Origin of the sequence: Burkholderia sp. F1 (assembly GCF_050813845.1) — a bacterium.
Classification (GTDB): domain Bacteria; phylum Pseudomonadota; class Gammaproteobacteria; order Burkholderiales; family Burkholderiaceae; genus Burkholderia; species Burkholderia ubonensis.
Window position 1 is genome coordinate 1,458,220 of the sequence record NZ_CP172422.1, and the last position, 15,051, is coordinate 1,473,270.

A 15,051-nucleotide genomic window follows, 5' to 3' on the forward strand; every position below is an offset into this window, starting at 1 on the left:
AAAAACAAAGCACGACGTTAACACGTCGAGACAAAATAAGCGGAATCAAGCGCCGTGAAACAACAAAACGACAATCCATTGCCCGTGACGCCACCCGTTACCGAAGCGCCGGGCAAGCGACCCGTTCCGGTGTTTATCATTGCGGCCGCATGCGTGCTCCAGTACATCGGAATAGTCGCGTTCACGTGCCAAAACTGGAGCGCGGTCCTCGACCTTGTCCGGACGGGCCAGGAGTCCGTGGTTGAGTTTGCGGGGAAATTCCTCTATCCAGCCATCCTGTTTCTTGCAGGCGTCTCCTTGTTTCGGATGAAGAAGATCGCGGTTCACTTGTTCGTTTTGTATCTCGTGATCGGCGTAGCCAGAATAATCGCGCAGCCAATGATCTTCGCGCCTTATCTCAGTCTTGCGGTGCTGACCGGCGTCACTGTCTACTGCTGCCGATTGCGGCAGCAGGCGCTCCTGACGTGACGACTTTTCGCGCACTGATTCCGCCGCCGCATAAACAAAAAAGCCGCTCCGGAGAGCGGCTTGGCGAAGAGACGGGCGGGCCCAAAGCCCGCCCCAGGCTCAATCGTCCAGCAACGACAGATCGCGCACTGCGCCCTTGTCGGCCGACATCACCAGCTTCGCGTAGGCCTTGAGCGCCGCGGACACCTTGCGCGGACGCGGCTTGGCCGGCTTCCACCCGTTGGCGTTCTGTTCCTCGCGCCGACGCGCCAGTTCCTCGTCGGACAGCAGCACGTCGATCGTGCGGTTCGGAATGTCGATGCGGATCCGGTCGCCGTCGCGCACGAGGCCGATCGCGCCGCCGGCCGCCGCTTCGGGCGAGCAGTGGCCGATCGACAGGCCCGACGTGCCGCCCGAGAAACGGCCGTCCGTCAGCAGCGCGCAGGCTTTGCCGAGGCCCTTGGACTTGATGTAGCTCGTCGGGTAGAGCATTTCCTGCATGCCGGGGCCGCCCTTCGGGCCTTCGTAGCGCACGATCACCACGTCGCCGGCCTTGACCTTGTCGTTGAGGATGTTCTCGACCGCCTCGTCCTGCGACTCGGTGACGTGGGCCGTGCCCTCGAACACGAGAATGCTCTCGTCGACGCCGGCGGTCTTCACCACGCAGCCGTCGAGCGCGATGTTGCCCGTCAGCACCGCCAGGCCGCCTTCCTTCGAGAACGCGTGCTCGTACGAGCGGATGCAGCCTTCGGCACGGTCCAGGTCCAGGCTCGGCCAGCGCGTGTCCTGGCTGAACGCGACCTGCGTCGGAATGCCGGCCGGGCCGGCCAGGTAGAAGGTCTTGACGGCTTCGTCCTGCGTGCGGGTGATGTCCCACTGATCCAGCGCGTCCTTGAGCGACGCGGCGTGCACCGTGGGCACGTCGGTGTGCAGCTTGCCGGCGCGCTCGAGCTCGCCGAGGATCGCCATGATGCCGCCCGCGCGGTGCACGTCCTCGATGTGGTACTTGTTGGTGTTGGGCGCGACCTTGCACAGCTGCGGCACGATGCGCGACAGGCGGTCGATGTCGGTCATCGTGAACTCGATGCCGGCTTCGCGCGCGATCGCCAGCAGGTGCAGGATCGTGTTGGTCGAGCCGCCCATCGCGATGTCGAGCGTCATCGCGTTCTCGAACGCCTTGAAGCCCACCGAGCGCGGCAGTATCCGTTCGTTTTCCTGTTCGTAGTACTCGCGGGTCAGCTCGACGATGCGGCGGCCGGCGCGCTTGAAGAGCTGCTCGCGGTCCGCGTGCGTGGCCACGACCGTGCCGTTGCCCGGCAGCGACAGGCCGAGCGCCTCGGTCAGGCAGTTCATCGAGTTGGCCGTGAACATGCCCGAGCACGAGCCGCAGGTGGGGCAGGCGGAGCGTTCGACCTCGGCGACGTCGGCGTCGGAATAGGCCTGGTCGGCCGCGATCACCATCGCGTCGACCAGGTCGAGCTTCTTGAGCTCGACGGTCTTGGTGACGGGATTGGCGAGGCGCGTCTTGCCGGCTTCCATCGGGCCGCCGGACACGAAGATCACCGGGATGTTGAGGCGCATCGCGGCCATCAGCATGCCGGGGGTGATCTTGTCGCAGTTGGAGATGCACACCATCGCGTCGGCGCAGTGCGCGTTGACCATGTATTCGACCGAGTCCGCGATGATGTCGCGGCTGGGCAGCGAGTACAGCATGCCGTCGTGGCCCATCGCGATGCCGTCGTCGACGGCGATGGTGTTGAATTCCTTGGCGACGCCGCCCGCGGCCTCGATCTCGCGCGCGACGAGCTGGCCGAGGTCCTTCAGGTGCACGTGTCCGGGCACGAACTGGGTGAACGAATTGACCACCGCGATGATCGGCTTCGAGAAGTCGTCGTCTTTCATGCCGGTGGCGCGCCACAGGGAACGCGCGCCCGCCATGTTGCGGCCGGCGGTGGAGGTTTTGGAACGGTATGCGGGCATTGTGGTTGCTGTAGAGAAAAATCGATCGCAGAAAGGAAGCGGGCCTTGCGGGTAAGGGCCACTCGCGCCCGTGCGAACAACCTCTTGAGCTGCGCTGTGGGCAAACCGGGGGATTATCCCATAGCCGGTGGATTGGGGGCGGCGCGAGGCATGCCGGTGACTTTCGACCGGCCGCACGAGCAAGTGCGGCCAGCCCGTGCGGCGCCAGCTACTTCGCCGGCGCCGCCGCCAGAACCCTTTGCATCCGCTCGATCAACGCCAGCACTTGCGGTCGGCTCTCCCCCTTCGCATGGACGAAGTAATAGCTGAGCGGCGAAACGACCTCGTGGCGGCTTACGCGGACGAGGCCGCTGCGCTCGAGATAGGCAGCGGCGAGCGGCGTGCGCGCCAGCGCCACGCCGAGCCCGGCCTCCGCGGCGGCCAGCACCACCGTGTAGTCCTCGAAACGGCGATCCTGGGCGCGCGGCTTGAGCGGAATGTCCAGCGCATCGAACCACGCGCGCCAGCCGGTCGCATCGCCGTCGTGCAGCAGCGGCACGTCGAGCAGCGCGGCGTCGCCGCGTCGATGGCGCTGCTTCGTCAATTGCGCGGCGAGCGCGCGATTCGCGACGGGATACAGCGTCTCCGACATGAACGGCTTGACCTCGAGTTCGCGCCAGTTGCCGCGCCCGTAGCGAATCCCCAGATCCGCGTCGCCGCGGGCGATATCCGCGTTGCGATGCCCGATATCCAGCTCGATGCGCAGGGGCGGCGCTTCGCTCTCGAACGCGGCCTGGTGCTCGAAGAACCACAGCTTGGCGAATCCGGGCACCACGCTCAGCTTGACCAGTTGCGGGCTGCGTGGCGAGCGCCATTGATCCGCGGCGCTGTCGATGATGGCGAACGCCTGCTCGATCCGGCCGACGAAGCGTTGCCCGTCGGGCGTCAGCCGCACGCCTCGCGCATGGCGTTCGAACAATGTCATGCCGAGCCAGTTCTCTACAGCCGCGACGCGCCGGCTGATCGCGCCATGCGTGAGTCCGGCGACCTCGGCGGCCGCCAGAAAGGAGCCTTCGCGCGCGACCGTGCAAATCGTCTCGAGACTGGCGAGCGGCGGCCGCGCGCCGGGCGCAGGCAAGGAAGCGGTGGGCGAGGCGGACGCGGAAGAAGACCGGACCGCTGCGGGTTCGCGCGGCCCGCGTGTCGGCCGGCGAGCGGAGGTGTGAGTCATTTTCACATCACGACGTTTATCTGTGCGCTAGCTTAGCATCTCGCGACACGGCACCATCGCTGCATGAACACACTGTCATCGGCCCCATCACGCGACGCACGGCTGCCGCTCGTCGCCGCAGGCGCGATTGCCTTCACGATCCTGTCGTGGGCATCCGCTTTCCCGTTCATCCGGATCGGTCTGCAGGGCTTGCCGCCGATACAGCTCGCAGCGGCACGTTTTGCCACCGCTGCCGTGCTGGTGATCGTCTGGCTCGCCTGGCGCCGTCCACGCGTGCCGGCATGGCGCGATGCGCTGCGTTTCCTGCTGTGCGGTTTTCTGGGCATTGCGCTGTATAACGCGCTGCTCAACACCGGCGAGCAAACCGTGGCGCCGGGCGCGGCCAGTTTCATCGTCAATACCATGCCGACTTTTACGGCGCTGCTGGCCTCCGTGTTTCTCGGCGAGCGCTTCAGCCGCTGGGGATGGCTCGGTTCGCTGATCAGTCTTGCCGGCATTGCCGTGATTGCGCAGGGTCAGCCGGGCGGCTTGACGCTTGGCGCGGGCAGCACGCTGATTCTCGGCGCAGCGTGGTGTTCGGCGAGCTTCTTCGTGTTGCAGCGGCGGCTGATTCCGTTGTACGGCGCGCTGACATGTACCGCGTATACGCTGCTGGCGGGCGCGCTATGGCTCAGCCCATGGCTGCCTGGCGCGCTGGGACAGCTCGGCAGCGCGCCGAGCTCGACGTTGCCGGCGGTGGTGGTGCTCGGCGTGTTTCCCGCGGCCCTCGGTTACGCGACGTGGACCTTCGCGCTCGGTTACTTCGGCGCGGCGCGCGCGGCGAATTTTCTGTATCTGTCGCCCGCGGTGGCGACCTTGTTGTCGGCGGCGCTTACCGGTGAGCGTCCGGGCATCGCGACGTTGTGCGGTGGCCTGATGGCGATTGCCGGTGTAGTGGTCGTCGCATTGCGTGGGCGCACGTAAGGTCGATTCGAAACCCGCGATGCATGTCGACTCGCGCCGATCGCCAACGTATCGGCGCGAGCACACTTGCGTGGCACTGGAAGACGGACGGCGGCTTGATCTTACGATGCCGGCGTCGCCGTTCGCCTGCCGCTGGCGAAGACCGTCGTCGACTACGGCGCGCGGCTTCCATGGAAAATACCGGCCGACCTCGGCTGACCCGCGTCGCGACCACATCTCACGCGCTCTGAAACTTTACTCCGAGGGGCGTCGTTCATTGCTTACCCCTGAGCTCGGGTCGTCATCACGTCACCGACAACGGGACCATGATCGATGACCCCATTTTCTCCCCGCCGATATACGATGCCGGCCTTGCACGCATCAGGCGCCATCTCCCAGATCCACCCTTCGAGCTGACGTCCGGTCTCCTTGGGTGAAAAGAGTGGCATGTTCATACGCAATCCGTCATCTTCGCCGAGACTGAGCGTGCACATGACCGTGCCTTCACCGTCGTCCTCGTCATCGGGGTTCGGTGCAGCGACATGGGTGATCGTGGGCAGCAGCGGTTCGATATGCACCAGTGCCTGAAGGGCCAGCGGCAAATCCGCGAATGGCGGCGCCATGCGGCCGTCGCTTGGCTCCTCCAGAACAGCATCGTCCAGCGTCACCCGGCGGAAATAGTCCTCGCTCCGTCCCATCTGGTCCCAGGCGCCGATCGCGGTAGCCATGCCCTTCAACTCGTTCGTGCGTAGCAGGAGCGTTGCCCCATCTGTATGCATGGCGACCAACTGGACGTCATTCGAGTCGCTGCCTGGTGAATCGCTTCGCAGCACGATCTCGAGTTCAACCGTCTCATCGCCATCCGGGTTACGCGAGACCTCGTAGGAACCGCTGTAAGCACGCACCTCGATACGCTCGAACGTCTTGTGATGGATTTGCCAGAACAGCAGGTAGTACTGACCGTCCGGTTGAAGCGCCAGCAGCCTGTGGTCGTCGAGGTAGGAGGACAAATACAGGCCGACGAGTCCCGGGCCTGTTTCGATGTTCTCGAACATGGAGCGATATTCGACCGGTAGCGCGTCGGCCACCGTTGTCGGCTTGTCAGCTTTCGGCTCATGCGGATCGACTGCATCGCGAAGGCGTCGATGCATGTCGAGCGCATTGACCTTTGTGATCCGCAGCATCTGCATGGGAAGCAGCATAGGATCGACTTCGTAGACTTCGCCAGGCGCGAGCGCTCCGCATTCCAGCCGTGCGGACTGCGCCAGTGGTGGCGAAATGATCGTTTCAAGCAGATCTTGCTCACAAACGATCTTGTTGAAGAAGTCGTCGAGGCGCCAGGCCAGGTCACCCGTCCGTTTCGATACGGGATCGATGTAGACCACATCCTCGTCAGTGGATGTCAGTTTGCGGTAATACAAGAGCACGCCGAAAGGTGTCAGGGCGATGGGGATGCGTCGCACGGCGTCAGGTGGCGAAACGATCCATCGATCGAGCACGGATTGCCACGCTCGGGGGTCGATCAGGGCGAGTTGCAGATCGCCATAGAACCCGAGGCCCTTTCGGCGCCACAGTTCGAGCAGGCTTGCCGGGAGAATGCCTTCATAGGCGGTGACAAGCTCGTCGGGAGCCGGAGAAACCTGCCGTGCGGGGGGATGCATCTTGACGAAGCGGTGAAGGGCGAGGCGGCGAAAAATAACCATGTTGATAGGCATCGTCTTGTTTGTCGATCACGGCAGCAGGGCAACGTACCACCCGCGGATCGCGATCGCCCGGCTCAGAATCTGCACGCGAGCATCTCTGAGTCGCGTCGCTCTTGGGCGGCACACCGTTCCATCCTCCGGGCTACTTGGCCGCGATAGCCTGGATCTCGACCTGAAGAGCCGGTACTACCAGGCCGGCAACGATCACCAGGGTCGAGGCGGGGGCATGGCCGGCCAGCCGCCGTTCGCGCACCGTACGATAGAGTGGCACCAGATCCGGGTGGGTAACGAAGCCGTCGACCTTGACCAGGTCTGTCGTGACCATGCCGGCATCGGCCAGCACCGCGAACAGATTGTCCCAGGCCAGCTCCATCTGCTGTTCCGGATTCTCCGGAACGATGCCGTCAGGCGTGGCACCGACCTGGCCGGAAATGTGTAGCCAGCGCGCCGCGGTCGAGGCCGACGCGCCGTGACTGTAACGCGAGAACGGCGCGGCGATGCCGGCCGGGTTATGAAATTGAATGGTCATCGCGATTATCTCGAATTCAGTATTCAATCCTGCCCAGCGGGAGGCTCGCAGGTCGTCATGGGGAAATGCGTGAAGGGCCTGTCCAATTTACTCAGACCGCGTGCATGTGCATATGATGTGCACCTGTTCCGCAGCAAGACCGGCCTCGGAAATATATCTCACTGACGGTCTATCCGAGGCGTCGTTAACGGATCGCATACGGAAGAAGACATGGAAACCGACAGAAGTGTCTCGGATACGAATGACGGACTCGCGAAGATGCTCCCGGATACCGGGTCATGGCAAGTCACCCTGGAATCGATGGTGCGCGGCGTGGAAGTTCTCCAGATCCCTGCCTCAACGGATTGGTCCACGGCGAAGCAATACCTTGCGGACAACAATGGACAGTGGAAATTCTCTGCTGTTTTGGTGGCGATAGTGGCGCGGAGCGAGCCGACGATCTTGCTTACAAAGCGCTCGTCGGGGCTAAGTGAATATTCGTCGCATGTCAGTTTCCCTGGTGGACGTCCGGCGGACTCCGACAACAATGTTGGCGCGACTGCACTGCGCGAAGCTTTCGAAGAAATCCACCTCGAGCCCGACGCGGTCCAACTTGTCGGGTGCTTGCCGCTTCACAAAACAAGAAAGCGCAATCATGCCATTTTCCCTGTTGTCGGCATCGTGTCGGGTACGGCCGACTGGGAGGCGGCACCTGCTGAGGTCGACGAGATATTCGAGTTTCCGTTTACCACGCTGCTGAATCCGGATCTACCACGGCAGTACGTTGACGGAGAGCGCACCGGCTCCTGGTACTGGGCCGATCAAAGACATGACATCTGGGGCGTCACCGCGGTCATATTGAAGTCGCTGGCAGGATTGGCTCTCGACTCTACGCGCAGCGAGAGTTTGCGTCACGGCTAGATTCACGCATCGGACCTGTCAACGGATTCGAAAGGGCCTTCACGAACGATCCATCTGGCAAGCGCATTGAATTGCTGCAGCGCGTTGACGGTGCCCCACCGGAAGGGGCGACCAGAGGAAAGCCGATTCTGGCTGCCTGGTGCGAACCGATTCATTTCGATCATCGGTGGCACGGCAAGGCAATGACCGTTGTAGGCGGGAAATGCATTTTTAATTCATAAATAAATGCGTATTTAAAAATCTTTGTGCGTAGCGTCCGGAAGGCGGCGAACGATGATGCCATGTGCCAGTTTTCGGCGCTCGACCTGTATGAAAAATCAGGGTGACACCGGATGGTCCGTAGTCTAATTTTATAAAAATGACGAATCAGAATAAATGTGCGGAGCGAATTATTCATGGGTGATGTGAATGATCGAGGATGAAAAAATAACAATTCGCTCGGCTTGTAAAAAAGAATGATTTTGTCGGCGGCGGAACGCATCGTTCCGGTTCTCGCGCCAATCCGGACGGGTCACGGGGAACACATGTCAAACACAGTCGATTCCAGCTAGCCATTCAGCATCCTGTTCAGCCGCGTCAGCGGCGGGCCGGATGCGGGCGTGACGGCAAGCGCGGTGTATGGGGCGGCCGCCGGGCACGGCGCGGTGCCGGACCCGTGCGCGCGCTCGTCACGGTGATGATCGATCGGGACGTCGCCGCAGCCTGCCGCCATTCACGTGTTCTCCACGCATCGCGGTTGCCTCGCAGCGACTGCGGCCGGTGGTGCGGGGCCGTCGTGAGCGTCGGGCGTGGCAAGGGCGAAAGGAACAAGCTATTGAAATGGTTAGGTTAACGAAATAAATGGCGAATCGAGGAGACAGAGATGGCAGAGTTTGTATTGACCTCGGTATCCGGAACGATTCCGGAGCAGCGTGGCGTCGACCCGCTCGGACCGTTGCGGGATCTGGTCGGGACGTGGAAAGGAACGGGATTCAACCAGATCTGGCGGCCGCACCGGATCAGGCCGGGCGGATCGGGATATGGCGGGCAGCCGACCGGCGAGCAGGACCGGTTCCTGGAGTTGAACGAAACGCTCGAGACGATCGAATTCAAGGAGATTCCCGGCGAGATTCCGAATCGCGGCCTGCTCCAGGCCGATATCAATCTGTATGGCCTGACCTATACGCAGGAAGTGTCGGATGCCTGCGCCACCGCCCCCGGGCAGCCTCCGGGCACCCATCCGGGCATCCATCTCGAGCCCGGTCTCTGGCTCCACATTCCGGTGACGGCGGATCCGGCGAACCCCCAGTCAGTCGCCCGCCTCGCGACCATTCCGCACGGCACGTCGATCCTGATGCAGGGCAACGCGTTCCACCTGGACGGGCCGCCGTCGTTCGCGCACGAAAGCATCGTGCCGTTTCCGATCGGCAAGCCGGGCCACACGTTGCCGCCAGGCGATTTTCCGGAAATGAACCTGTCCATTCCGTCCGCCTTCCGCACGCCGCAACAGGACATTCCGAACGTCACGCAGGCGTGGGTCGACAATCCGAACGTCGTCCTGCAAAACGGGCTCGCAGGCAAGCACATCATCGCCACGACGACGCTGCACGTCACGACGAAGTCGGCGCGGATCACGGGGGGCGGCACGTCCAATATCTCGTTCCTGCAGGGCGCCGCGGGCGGGCCGAATGCCGATGCGACGCGAGCCGACGCGATCTTCTGGATCGAGACGGTCCAGTTGCCCGACCGCACGAAGAAGCTCCAGCTTCAGTACACGCAGAAGGTGATCCTCGACTTCAACGGGCTGAGCTGGCCGCATGTCTCGGTGGCCACGCTCGAGAAGATCTAGGCGTCGAAGGCGACAGCCGGCCGCCGCACGAGGATTGAAGCGCATTCGTCGCCCGCGCGGAGCGGGATTTTCTTTCGAGGAGAAACCATGACCACCGGAACCCAGGCCGTCCAGCCGCGTTGGGCGCGCGATTACGTATTCGACGCGATGCGCGACATCGGCATCCATTACATCTTCGGCGTGCCGGGCACCAACGAGATTCCGATCATCGACGGGACTTCCTACCCGGAGAACCAGGTCGAGTACATCGAGTGCCTGCACGAGAACATCGCGATCGGCGCCGCGATGGGCGCGGCGCGGATGACCAACAAGCCGGGCGTCGCGGTGGTGCACGTGACGCCCGGCATCGGGCATGCGATCGGCAACCTGTTCAACGCATCGCGCTCGCAGGTGCCGCTCGTGATCCTGTGCTGCCAGCAGCAGAACGAGCTGGTGACCCAGGAGCCGGTGCTCGCGTCCAATCTGGTCGAGATCGCGCGGCAATTCACGAAATGGGCGCACGAGGTGCGCACGGCCGAAGAGCTGCCGCTCGTGCTGCAGCGCGCGTTCAAGGAGGCGATGTCGCCGCCCAACGGGCCGGTGTTCGTGTCGATTCCGTGGGAATTCACGATGCGGCGCATCGGCGACGCGGACCGCCTGCCCGGCATCACGCGGATCTCGCCGCATTTCACCGCCGACGCTGACGCGATTCGCGATGCGGCGATGCTGCTGGCCCAGGCCCGCAATCCGATCATCGTCGGCGGCGACGCGATCGGCTATGCCGACGCATGGCGCGAGCTGCAGCAACTGGCGGAGCTGATCGGCGCGCCGGTGCTGCTGCAAACGTTCAGCAGCCTCGCCAATTTCCCGAACGACGATTATCACTGGCAGGGCGAGTTGCCGGGCAAGCAGCAGGACGTCCGGCAGACCTTCGCCGAGCATGACGTCGCGTTCCTGGTCGGCTTCAGCAACCAGGCGCAGGTCGCCGTCTTCAAGTATTCGGACGGTCCGCTGATTCCGCCGGGCGTCAGGCAGGTCTACCTGAGCAACAACACCTGGGACATCGGCAAGAACTTCTATGGCGAGGCGGCGCTGTTCGGCGACATCAAGGCGACGCTGCCGCTCGTCAGCGACATCGTGCGCCAACACCGTCCCGCCGGCGCGGACGCGCGCAACGACCGGCTGCGCGAGCTCGACGCCAAGCGGCGCGTCGAGTGGGACAAGTACCTTGCGACGGCGATGACGCAGGACGAGATCTGGGCGGTGGTCGTCGCCGACGCGCTGCGGTGCGAAATCCAGGCGCGCGGCCTCGGCAGGCGGTTCGTCTACGTGCACGAGGCCGTGTCCGATCCCGCGCCGTTCCAGTACCTGCTGCCGCTCGGCATCGAGAGCGCGGCGCCGATCAGCTACTACTGCGTCGGCGGCGGCTCGCTCGGCTGGTCGATGCCGGCCTCGCTCGGCATCAAGCTCGAGCAGGACGGCTGGCAGGACGTCGATACCACCCTCGTCGTCAACGCGGTCGGCGACGGCTCGTCGCTGTTCTATCCGCAAACCTGGTGGACCGCCGGCCATCACGATCTCGGGGTGCTCTACATCGTCACCAACAATCACGAATACCACACGCTGCAAATCGGGTTGCAGCAAGTGATCCAGGCGTACGGTTCGTCGCCTGACTACGGCTGGAAGCCGAAGGAAGACGACCCCGACTATCTGCGCATTGGCCGGCCCGCGCCCGACTTCGTGTCGATCGCGAAGGCGCTGGGCGCCGCCTCGGGCGAAGTCGTGCAGCACCCGGCGAGCGTGCGCGCCGCGGTGAAGCGCGGCATCGATCACGTGTTGCTGCAACGCCGGCCATACATCCTCGACGTGCGTACCGCCGGCGACCCGCCGCCGCCGCCGCGCACCGTCGAAGCGGTCCGCGCCAAGGCGCTGCGGCGCTACCTCGCGCAGCCGCCGCTCGACATATTCCACGAGGAGGCATTGAGCGCGCTCAGTGCGAACGGCGAGGCGACGCCGACGCCGAACCTGCGCGTGATCTTCTGACCGATGCGGCCGCCGACGGCGGCCGGATTTGCGTCGAAGCAAGCGCATTCCGCGCGGAGAACCATCCACCCGTATCGGACAACAGGAGGAAGGAGATCATGGCTGACGAACTGATCGACATTGCAATCGTGGGCGCAGGGGTGTCGGGCGTATATAGCGCGTGGCGTCTTCAGCAGGCCGATTCGCGGCGCAGGATCGTCGTATTCGAAGGCAGCGATCGTATCGGCGGCCGGCTGCTGTCGGTCAAGCCACCGGGTATCGACAACATGGTGGCGGAGCTCGGGGGGATGCGCATCCTGCCGGAGCGGCAGCTCCTTATCAAGAAGCTGATCGACACGCTCAACCCGATCCTGCCGCCGAGCCAGCATATCGATCTCTACAAGTTTCCGGTCGACGAGCCGGTCAACCTCGCGTATCTGCGCGGCGTCCATCTGCGGCTGTCGGATTTCACGCAGGAGCCGGCGAAGGTGCCGTACCAGTTGTCGTTCCTCAATCGCGGGGAGACGGCGGGCGCGATCATCATCAACGCGATCGAGCAGATCGTGCCCGGCGTCACCGCGAAGGGGCTGACCGAGGACCAGCGCCGGCAGATGGCCCAGCAGGCCAGCTTCGGCGGCGTGCCGCTTTACAAGCAGGGCTTCTGGAACGTGCTGTTGCGCGTCATCGACGGCGAGGCGTACCAGCTCGGCGTCGACGCCGGCGGCTACAACACGACCCTGACCAACTGGAACGCGGCAGATGCGATTCCATGGTTCCTGTCCGACTTCGGTACCGGCGCGTCATACATGGGCTTCACGAAAGGGTTCCAGGAAGTGCCGAAGTCGGTGGCGGGGCTCTTCATGCAAGCCGGCGGGGACGTGCGGTTCGGCGCGACCGTAGCCGGTCTCGAATGGGTCGACGGCGCGTTCGAGTTCCACGCGCAGGGCAAGCGGATCCGCGCCCGCCAGGTGATTCTGGCGATGCCGCGGCGGTCGATCGACCTGCTCGCGCAAAGCAGCGCGATGCTCGGGGAAATCAGCGGATTGACGTCGAGCGTCACGCCGCGGCCGCTGTTCAAGCTTTTCACGACGTACGCGAATCCATGGTGGCGCGCGTCGGGTTATACGCGGACGACGGCGACCGGCGAGCCGGAGTACGTGCCCGTGGAGCTGGGCAGGTCGGTGACGGATTTGCCGGTGCGGCAGGTGTACTACTGGCCGAAGTCGGATGGAACGGCCGCGACCGGCGGGCCGTCGATGCTGCTCGCGAGCTATGACGACGGCACCAACGTCGGGTTCTGGGACGGCTTGCGGCCGCAGCGCCGGCAAGCGCGGCAAGGCAGCCGCGAAGTGGCGGAGGTGGCGGATCCGTTCATCGGCGCGGACAGCGACCTGGCCGACGAATTGCCGTGGTTCCGGTATCAGGCGCCGCGGAGGATGGTGGGCGAGGTGGCCCGGCAGCTCGCGACGGTCCACGGGCTGTCGCACACGCCGGAAGTCAGGAACGCGGCGTTCCGGGACTGGGGCGACGACCCGTTCGGCGGAGGGTGGAACAGCTGGAATATCGGCGTGAAGAGCTGGGAGGTGAAGCAGAAGATCGTCCAGCCGATCGACGGCAAGCCGCTGTTCATCTGCGGGGAAGCGTATTCGGATGCGCAGGGGTGGGTTGAAGGCGCGTTGCAGACTGCGGATCTCGTGCTGGCGAAGTTTGGGGTTGGGGCGCTGTGAGGGGGCGATGCGGCGGGGGCGGTCACGCTTCGCCGCTCGCATGCCGCGTGACCGGCGCTGGAGCAGCTTTGCACAAGTCAGCAGGAGAGTGGTCGCGATGAGGACGATCCGCGTTGGCAGGGGACGGACAGGAGTCTCTCTGGTGATTTCCGGGTAACTCGAATCGACCCACTCCGGCCTTTCAAAACAATCTTGGTTCAACGGCAGGTATCAGAGCGGAACAGTCGCCAAGTTTAGTTTCTCTGCGACCGCAGATCTGCCGGGGCGACGAAGATAGCGGGCAAGCGGCGGCATGGTCATGCGGTCCGTAGATTGAGGGTTGTTATGCAGGCGCGCGCTTGACAAAGTTATTTAAAATCGTGAGCTTGGGATGCGATGTTGCCTATCAGCAATATCGATTTTTATACGGTCCCGATGTCCGTATAAACGCTATTAGTTAGGTCGCACATCTAGGAGTCACAGTTGCTGCGGAGGTGTCCGGAATTTCGTGTGTGAGGCAGGTTAAGACTCAGATTCCGATGCTGAACCGTTCCGGGTAAAGCAACGCAAACTGCGTCATCGCGCTTTTCCAATCGTGCCGGGAGCCGGTCCACTTGGCAACGACGTTGCGCAGCGCCAGCCAGATCAGCTTAAGCGCGGCCTCGTCTGACGGGAAGTGACCGCGTGCCTTGATGATCTTCCGAAGCTGCATGTGCAATGACTCGATCGCGTTGGTCGTATAGATAATCTTCCGGATGTCCGGCGCGAACGCGTAAAAGGGGATGACCTGTTCCCAGGCCCGGCGCCAGAGCGCGGCGATCGGCGGGTATTTCGTGCCCCACGGGCCGGCGTCGAAGGCATCCAGCGCCACGGCGGCTGCCTCGGCCGTCGGCGCCCGGTAGACCTCCTTGAGCGCGGCGGCGGCCGCCTTGCGATCTTTCCAGCTCACGAAGTCCAGCGAGTTCCGGATCAAATGCACGATGCAGGTCTGAACCGTCGTTTCAGGGAACACGGAATTGATCGCTTCCGAAGCCCTTCAGGCCGTCGACCACGGCAATCAGAATGTCCTGCACGCCGCGCAGTTTCAGGTCGTTGACGACCCGCAGCCAGAACTTGGCGCCTTCGGTCTGCTCGATCCAGAGACCGAGTACGTCGCGTGTGCCATCGCGGCGCACGCCTAGCGCCAGGTAGATCGCCTTGTTGCGGACCACGCCTTCGTCGCGGATCTTCACGCGCAAGGCGTCGAAGAACACGACCGGATACATCGGCTCGGCGGGCGCTGCTGCCATTCACGCACTTCGTCGATCACCGCGTCGGTCACCGTGCTGATGAAGTCCGGCGATACCTCGATGCCGTACATCTCCAGCAGGAAGCCCTGAATCTCCCGCACGCTCATGCCGCGCGCGTACATCGCGATGATCTTGTCGTCGAACCCGGTGAAGCGCCGCTCGCCCCTGGCAATCAATACCGGATCGAAGGTGCCTTCGCGGTCGCGCGGAATCTCGACGTCGAGCAGGTCGTCGTCAGTTGCAACGCGCTTGCGGCTCGTGCCGTTGCGGTGATTCGTGCTGCCAGCCGGCTTGACTTCGCCCTTCTCGTAGCCCAAGTGGTGGGTCAACTCACCGCCCAGTGCGCGTTCGAAGATCGCCTTCTTGAGCGCGGCAAGCTGCTCGTTGATCGTCGCCCGGTCCAGCGTCCCGGGCACCAGTTGCTTGATCAGTTCCGGGTCAAGGTTCAAGCCCTTGCCCGGTTCTATCGTCACTTCTTCCTTGCGTTTGCGTGGCATAAAGTGGCTCCTTGGCCAT

11 protein-coding genes and 1 pseudogene are annotated in these 15,051 nt (G+C 63.6%); 6 read left to right on the top strand and 6 right to left on the bottom strand.

What is annotated here, in order from left to right:
- Nucleotides 1-54: 54 nt before the first annotated feature.
- Entirely contained in the window at nucleotides 55-468 is a 414-nt protein-coding gene (locus tag ACFIMZ_RS25610; protein ID WP_431825074.1) for a hypothetical protein, read from the top strand.
- A 99-nt stretch (nucleotides 469-567) separates the two neighbouring features.
- On the opposite strand, the gene ilvD is transcribed toward ACFIMZ_RS25610, so the two are convergent.
- The gene (gene ilvD / locus ACFIMZ_RS25615; protein WP_431825075.1) at nucleotides 568-2,427 is read right to left on the bottom strand and encodes a dihydroxy-acid dehydratase; all 1,860 of its coding nucleotides are present in this window, start codon (nucleotides 2,425-2,427) and stop codon (nucleotides 568-570) included.
- A 208-nt stretch (nucleotides 2,428-2,635) separates the two neighbouring features.
- Nucleotides 2,636-3,643, bottom strand: coding sequence for a LysR substrate-binding domain-containing protein (locus ACFIMZ_RS25620; RefSeq protein ID WP_431825076.1), 1,008 nt, complete (start codon nucleotides 3,641-3,643; stop codon nucleotides 2,636-2,638).
- Between the two features lie 57 nt (nucleotides 3,644-3,700).
- Between ACFIMZ_RS25620 and ACFIMZ_RS25625 the strand changes: the two genes are divergently transcribed.
- A complete protein-coding gene (locus tag ACFIMZ_RS25625) occupies nucleotides 3,701-4,600 on the top strand; it encodes a DMT family transporter (RefSeq protein ID WP_431825077.1) in 900 nt (299 codons plus the stop codon).
- Nucleotides 4,601-4,860: 260 nt separating this feature from the next.
- Here the strand turns inward: ACFIMZ_RS25625 and ACFIMZ_RS25630 are convergent, their stop codons facing one another.
- The gene (locus tag ACFIMZ_RS25630; RefSeq protein WP_431825078.1) at nucleotides 4,861-6,294 is read right to left on the bottom strand and encodes a GAD-like domain-containing protein; all 1,434 of its coding nucleotides are present in this window, start codon (nucleotides 6,292-6,294) and stop codon (nucleotides 4,861-4,863) included.
- Nucleotides 6,295-6,424: 130 nt separating this feature from the next.
- On the bottom strand, nucleotides 6,425-6,811 hold the full coding sequence (locus ACFIMZ_RS25635) for a RidA family protein (protein ID WP_431825079.1): 387 nt from the start codon (nucleotides 6,809-6,811) through the stop codon (nucleotides 6,425-6,427).
- A 210-nt stretch (nucleotides 6,812-7,021) separates the two neighbouring features.
- Here ACFIMZ_RS25635 and ACFIMZ_RS25640 point away from each other — a divergent pair, with 210 nt between their 5' ends.
- On the top strand, nucleotides 7,022-7,711 hold the full coding sequence (locus tag ACFIMZ_RS25640) for an NUDIX hydrolase (protein WP_431825080.1): 690 nt from the start codon (nucleotides 7,022-7,024) through the stop codon (nucleotides 7,709-7,711).
- Nucleotides 7,712-8,258: 547 nt separating this feature from the next.
- Here the strand turns inward: ACFIMZ_RS25640 and ACFIMZ_RS25645 are convergent.
- Nucleotides 8,259-8,423 carry a hypothetical protein gene (locus ACFIMZ_RS25645; protein ID WP_431825081.1) on the bottom strand — a complete coding sequence of 55 codons (165 nt, stop codon included), beginning with the start codon at nucleotides 8,421-8,423 and terminating at the stop codon, nucleotides 8,259-8,261.
- A 150-nt stretch (nucleotides 8,424-8,573) separates the two neighbouring features.
- Here ACFIMZ_RS25645 and ACFIMZ_RS25650 point away from each other — a divergent pair, with 150 nt between their 5' ends.
- The 3 genes from ACFIMZ_RS25650 to ACFIMZ_RS25660 all read left to right on the top strand — a co-directional run bounded on the left by ACFIMZ_RS25650 (nucleotide 8,574) and on the right by ACFIMZ_RS25660 (nucleotide 13,267).
- Nucleotides 8,574-9,539 (top strand): heme-binding protein, encoded by a 966-nt coding sequence (locus ACFIMZ_RS25650; RefSeq protein ID WP_431825082.1) that lies wholly within the window; start codon nucleotides 8,574-8,576, stop codon nucleotides 9,537-9,539.
- Between the two features lie 87 nt (nucleotides 9,540-9,626).
- The gene (locus tag ACFIMZ_RS25655) at nucleotides 9,627-11,561 is read left to right on the top strand and encodes a thiamine pyrophosphate-binding protein (RefSeq protein ID WP_431825083.1); all 1,935 of its coding nucleotides are present in this window, start codon (nucleotides 9,627-9,629) and stop codon (nucleotides 11,559-11,561) included.
- 98 nt (nucleotides 11,562-11,659) lie between these two features.
- Nucleotides 11,660-13,267 carry a flavin monoamine oxidase family protein gene (locus ACFIMZ_RS25660; protein ID WP_431825084.1) on the top strand — a complete coding sequence of 536 codons (1,608 nt, stop codon included), beginning with the start codon at nucleotides 11,660-11,662 and terminating at the stop codon, nucleotides 13,265-13,267.
- Nucleotides 13,268-13,775: 508 nt separating this feature from the next.
- Here the strand turns inward: ACFIMZ_RS25660 and ACFIMZ_RS25665 are convergent.
- A pseudogene (locus tag ACFIMZ_RS25665) lies at nucleotides 13,776-15,032 on the bottom strand (IS256 family transposase).
- Nucleotides 15,033-15,051: the final 19 nt, after the last annotated feature.

What these genes read in the sequence shown, in the direction of transcription:
- ilvD (WP_431825075.1), bottom strand. Translation starts at nt 2,427, where the DNA reads ATGCCCGCATACCGTTCCAAAACCTCCACCGCCGGCCGCAACATGGCG.
- ACFIMZ_RS25625 (WP_431825077.1), top strand. Translation starts at nt 3,701, where the DNA reads ATGAACACACTGTCATCGGCCCCATCACGCGACGCACGGCTGCCGCTC.
- ACFIMZ_RS25630 (WP_431825078.1), bottom strand. Translation starts at nt 6,294, where the DNA reads ATGCCTATCAACATGGTTATTTTTCGCCGCCTCGCCCTTCACCGCTTC.
- ACFIMZ_RS25635 (WP_431825079.1), bottom strand. Translation starts at nt 6,811, where the DNA reads ATGACCATTCAATTTCATAACCCGGCCGGCATCGCCGCGCCGTTCTCG.
- ACFIMZ_RS25640 (WP_431825080.1), top strand. Translation starts at nt 7,022, where the DNA reads ATGGAAACCGACAGAAGTGTCTCGGATACGAATGACGGACTCGCGAAG.
- ACFIMZ_RS25645 (WP_431825081.1), bottom strand. Translation starts at nt 8,423, where the DNA reads ATGGCGGCAGGCTGCGGCGACGTCCCGATCGATCATCACCGTGACGAG.
- ACFIMZ_RS25650 (WP_431825082.1), top strand. Translation starts at nt 8,574, where the DNA reads ATGGCAGAGTTTGTATTGACCTCGGTATCCGGAACGATTCCGGAGCAG.
- ACFIMZ_RS25655 (WP_431825083.1), top strand. Translation starts at nt 9,627, where the DNA reads ATGACCACCGGAACCCAGGCCGTCCAGCCGCGTTGGGCGCGCGATTAC.
- ACFIMZ_RS25660 (WP_431825084.1), top strand. Translation starts at nt 11,660, where the DNA reads ATGGCTGACGAACTGATCGACATTGCAATCGTGGGCGCAGGGGTGTCG.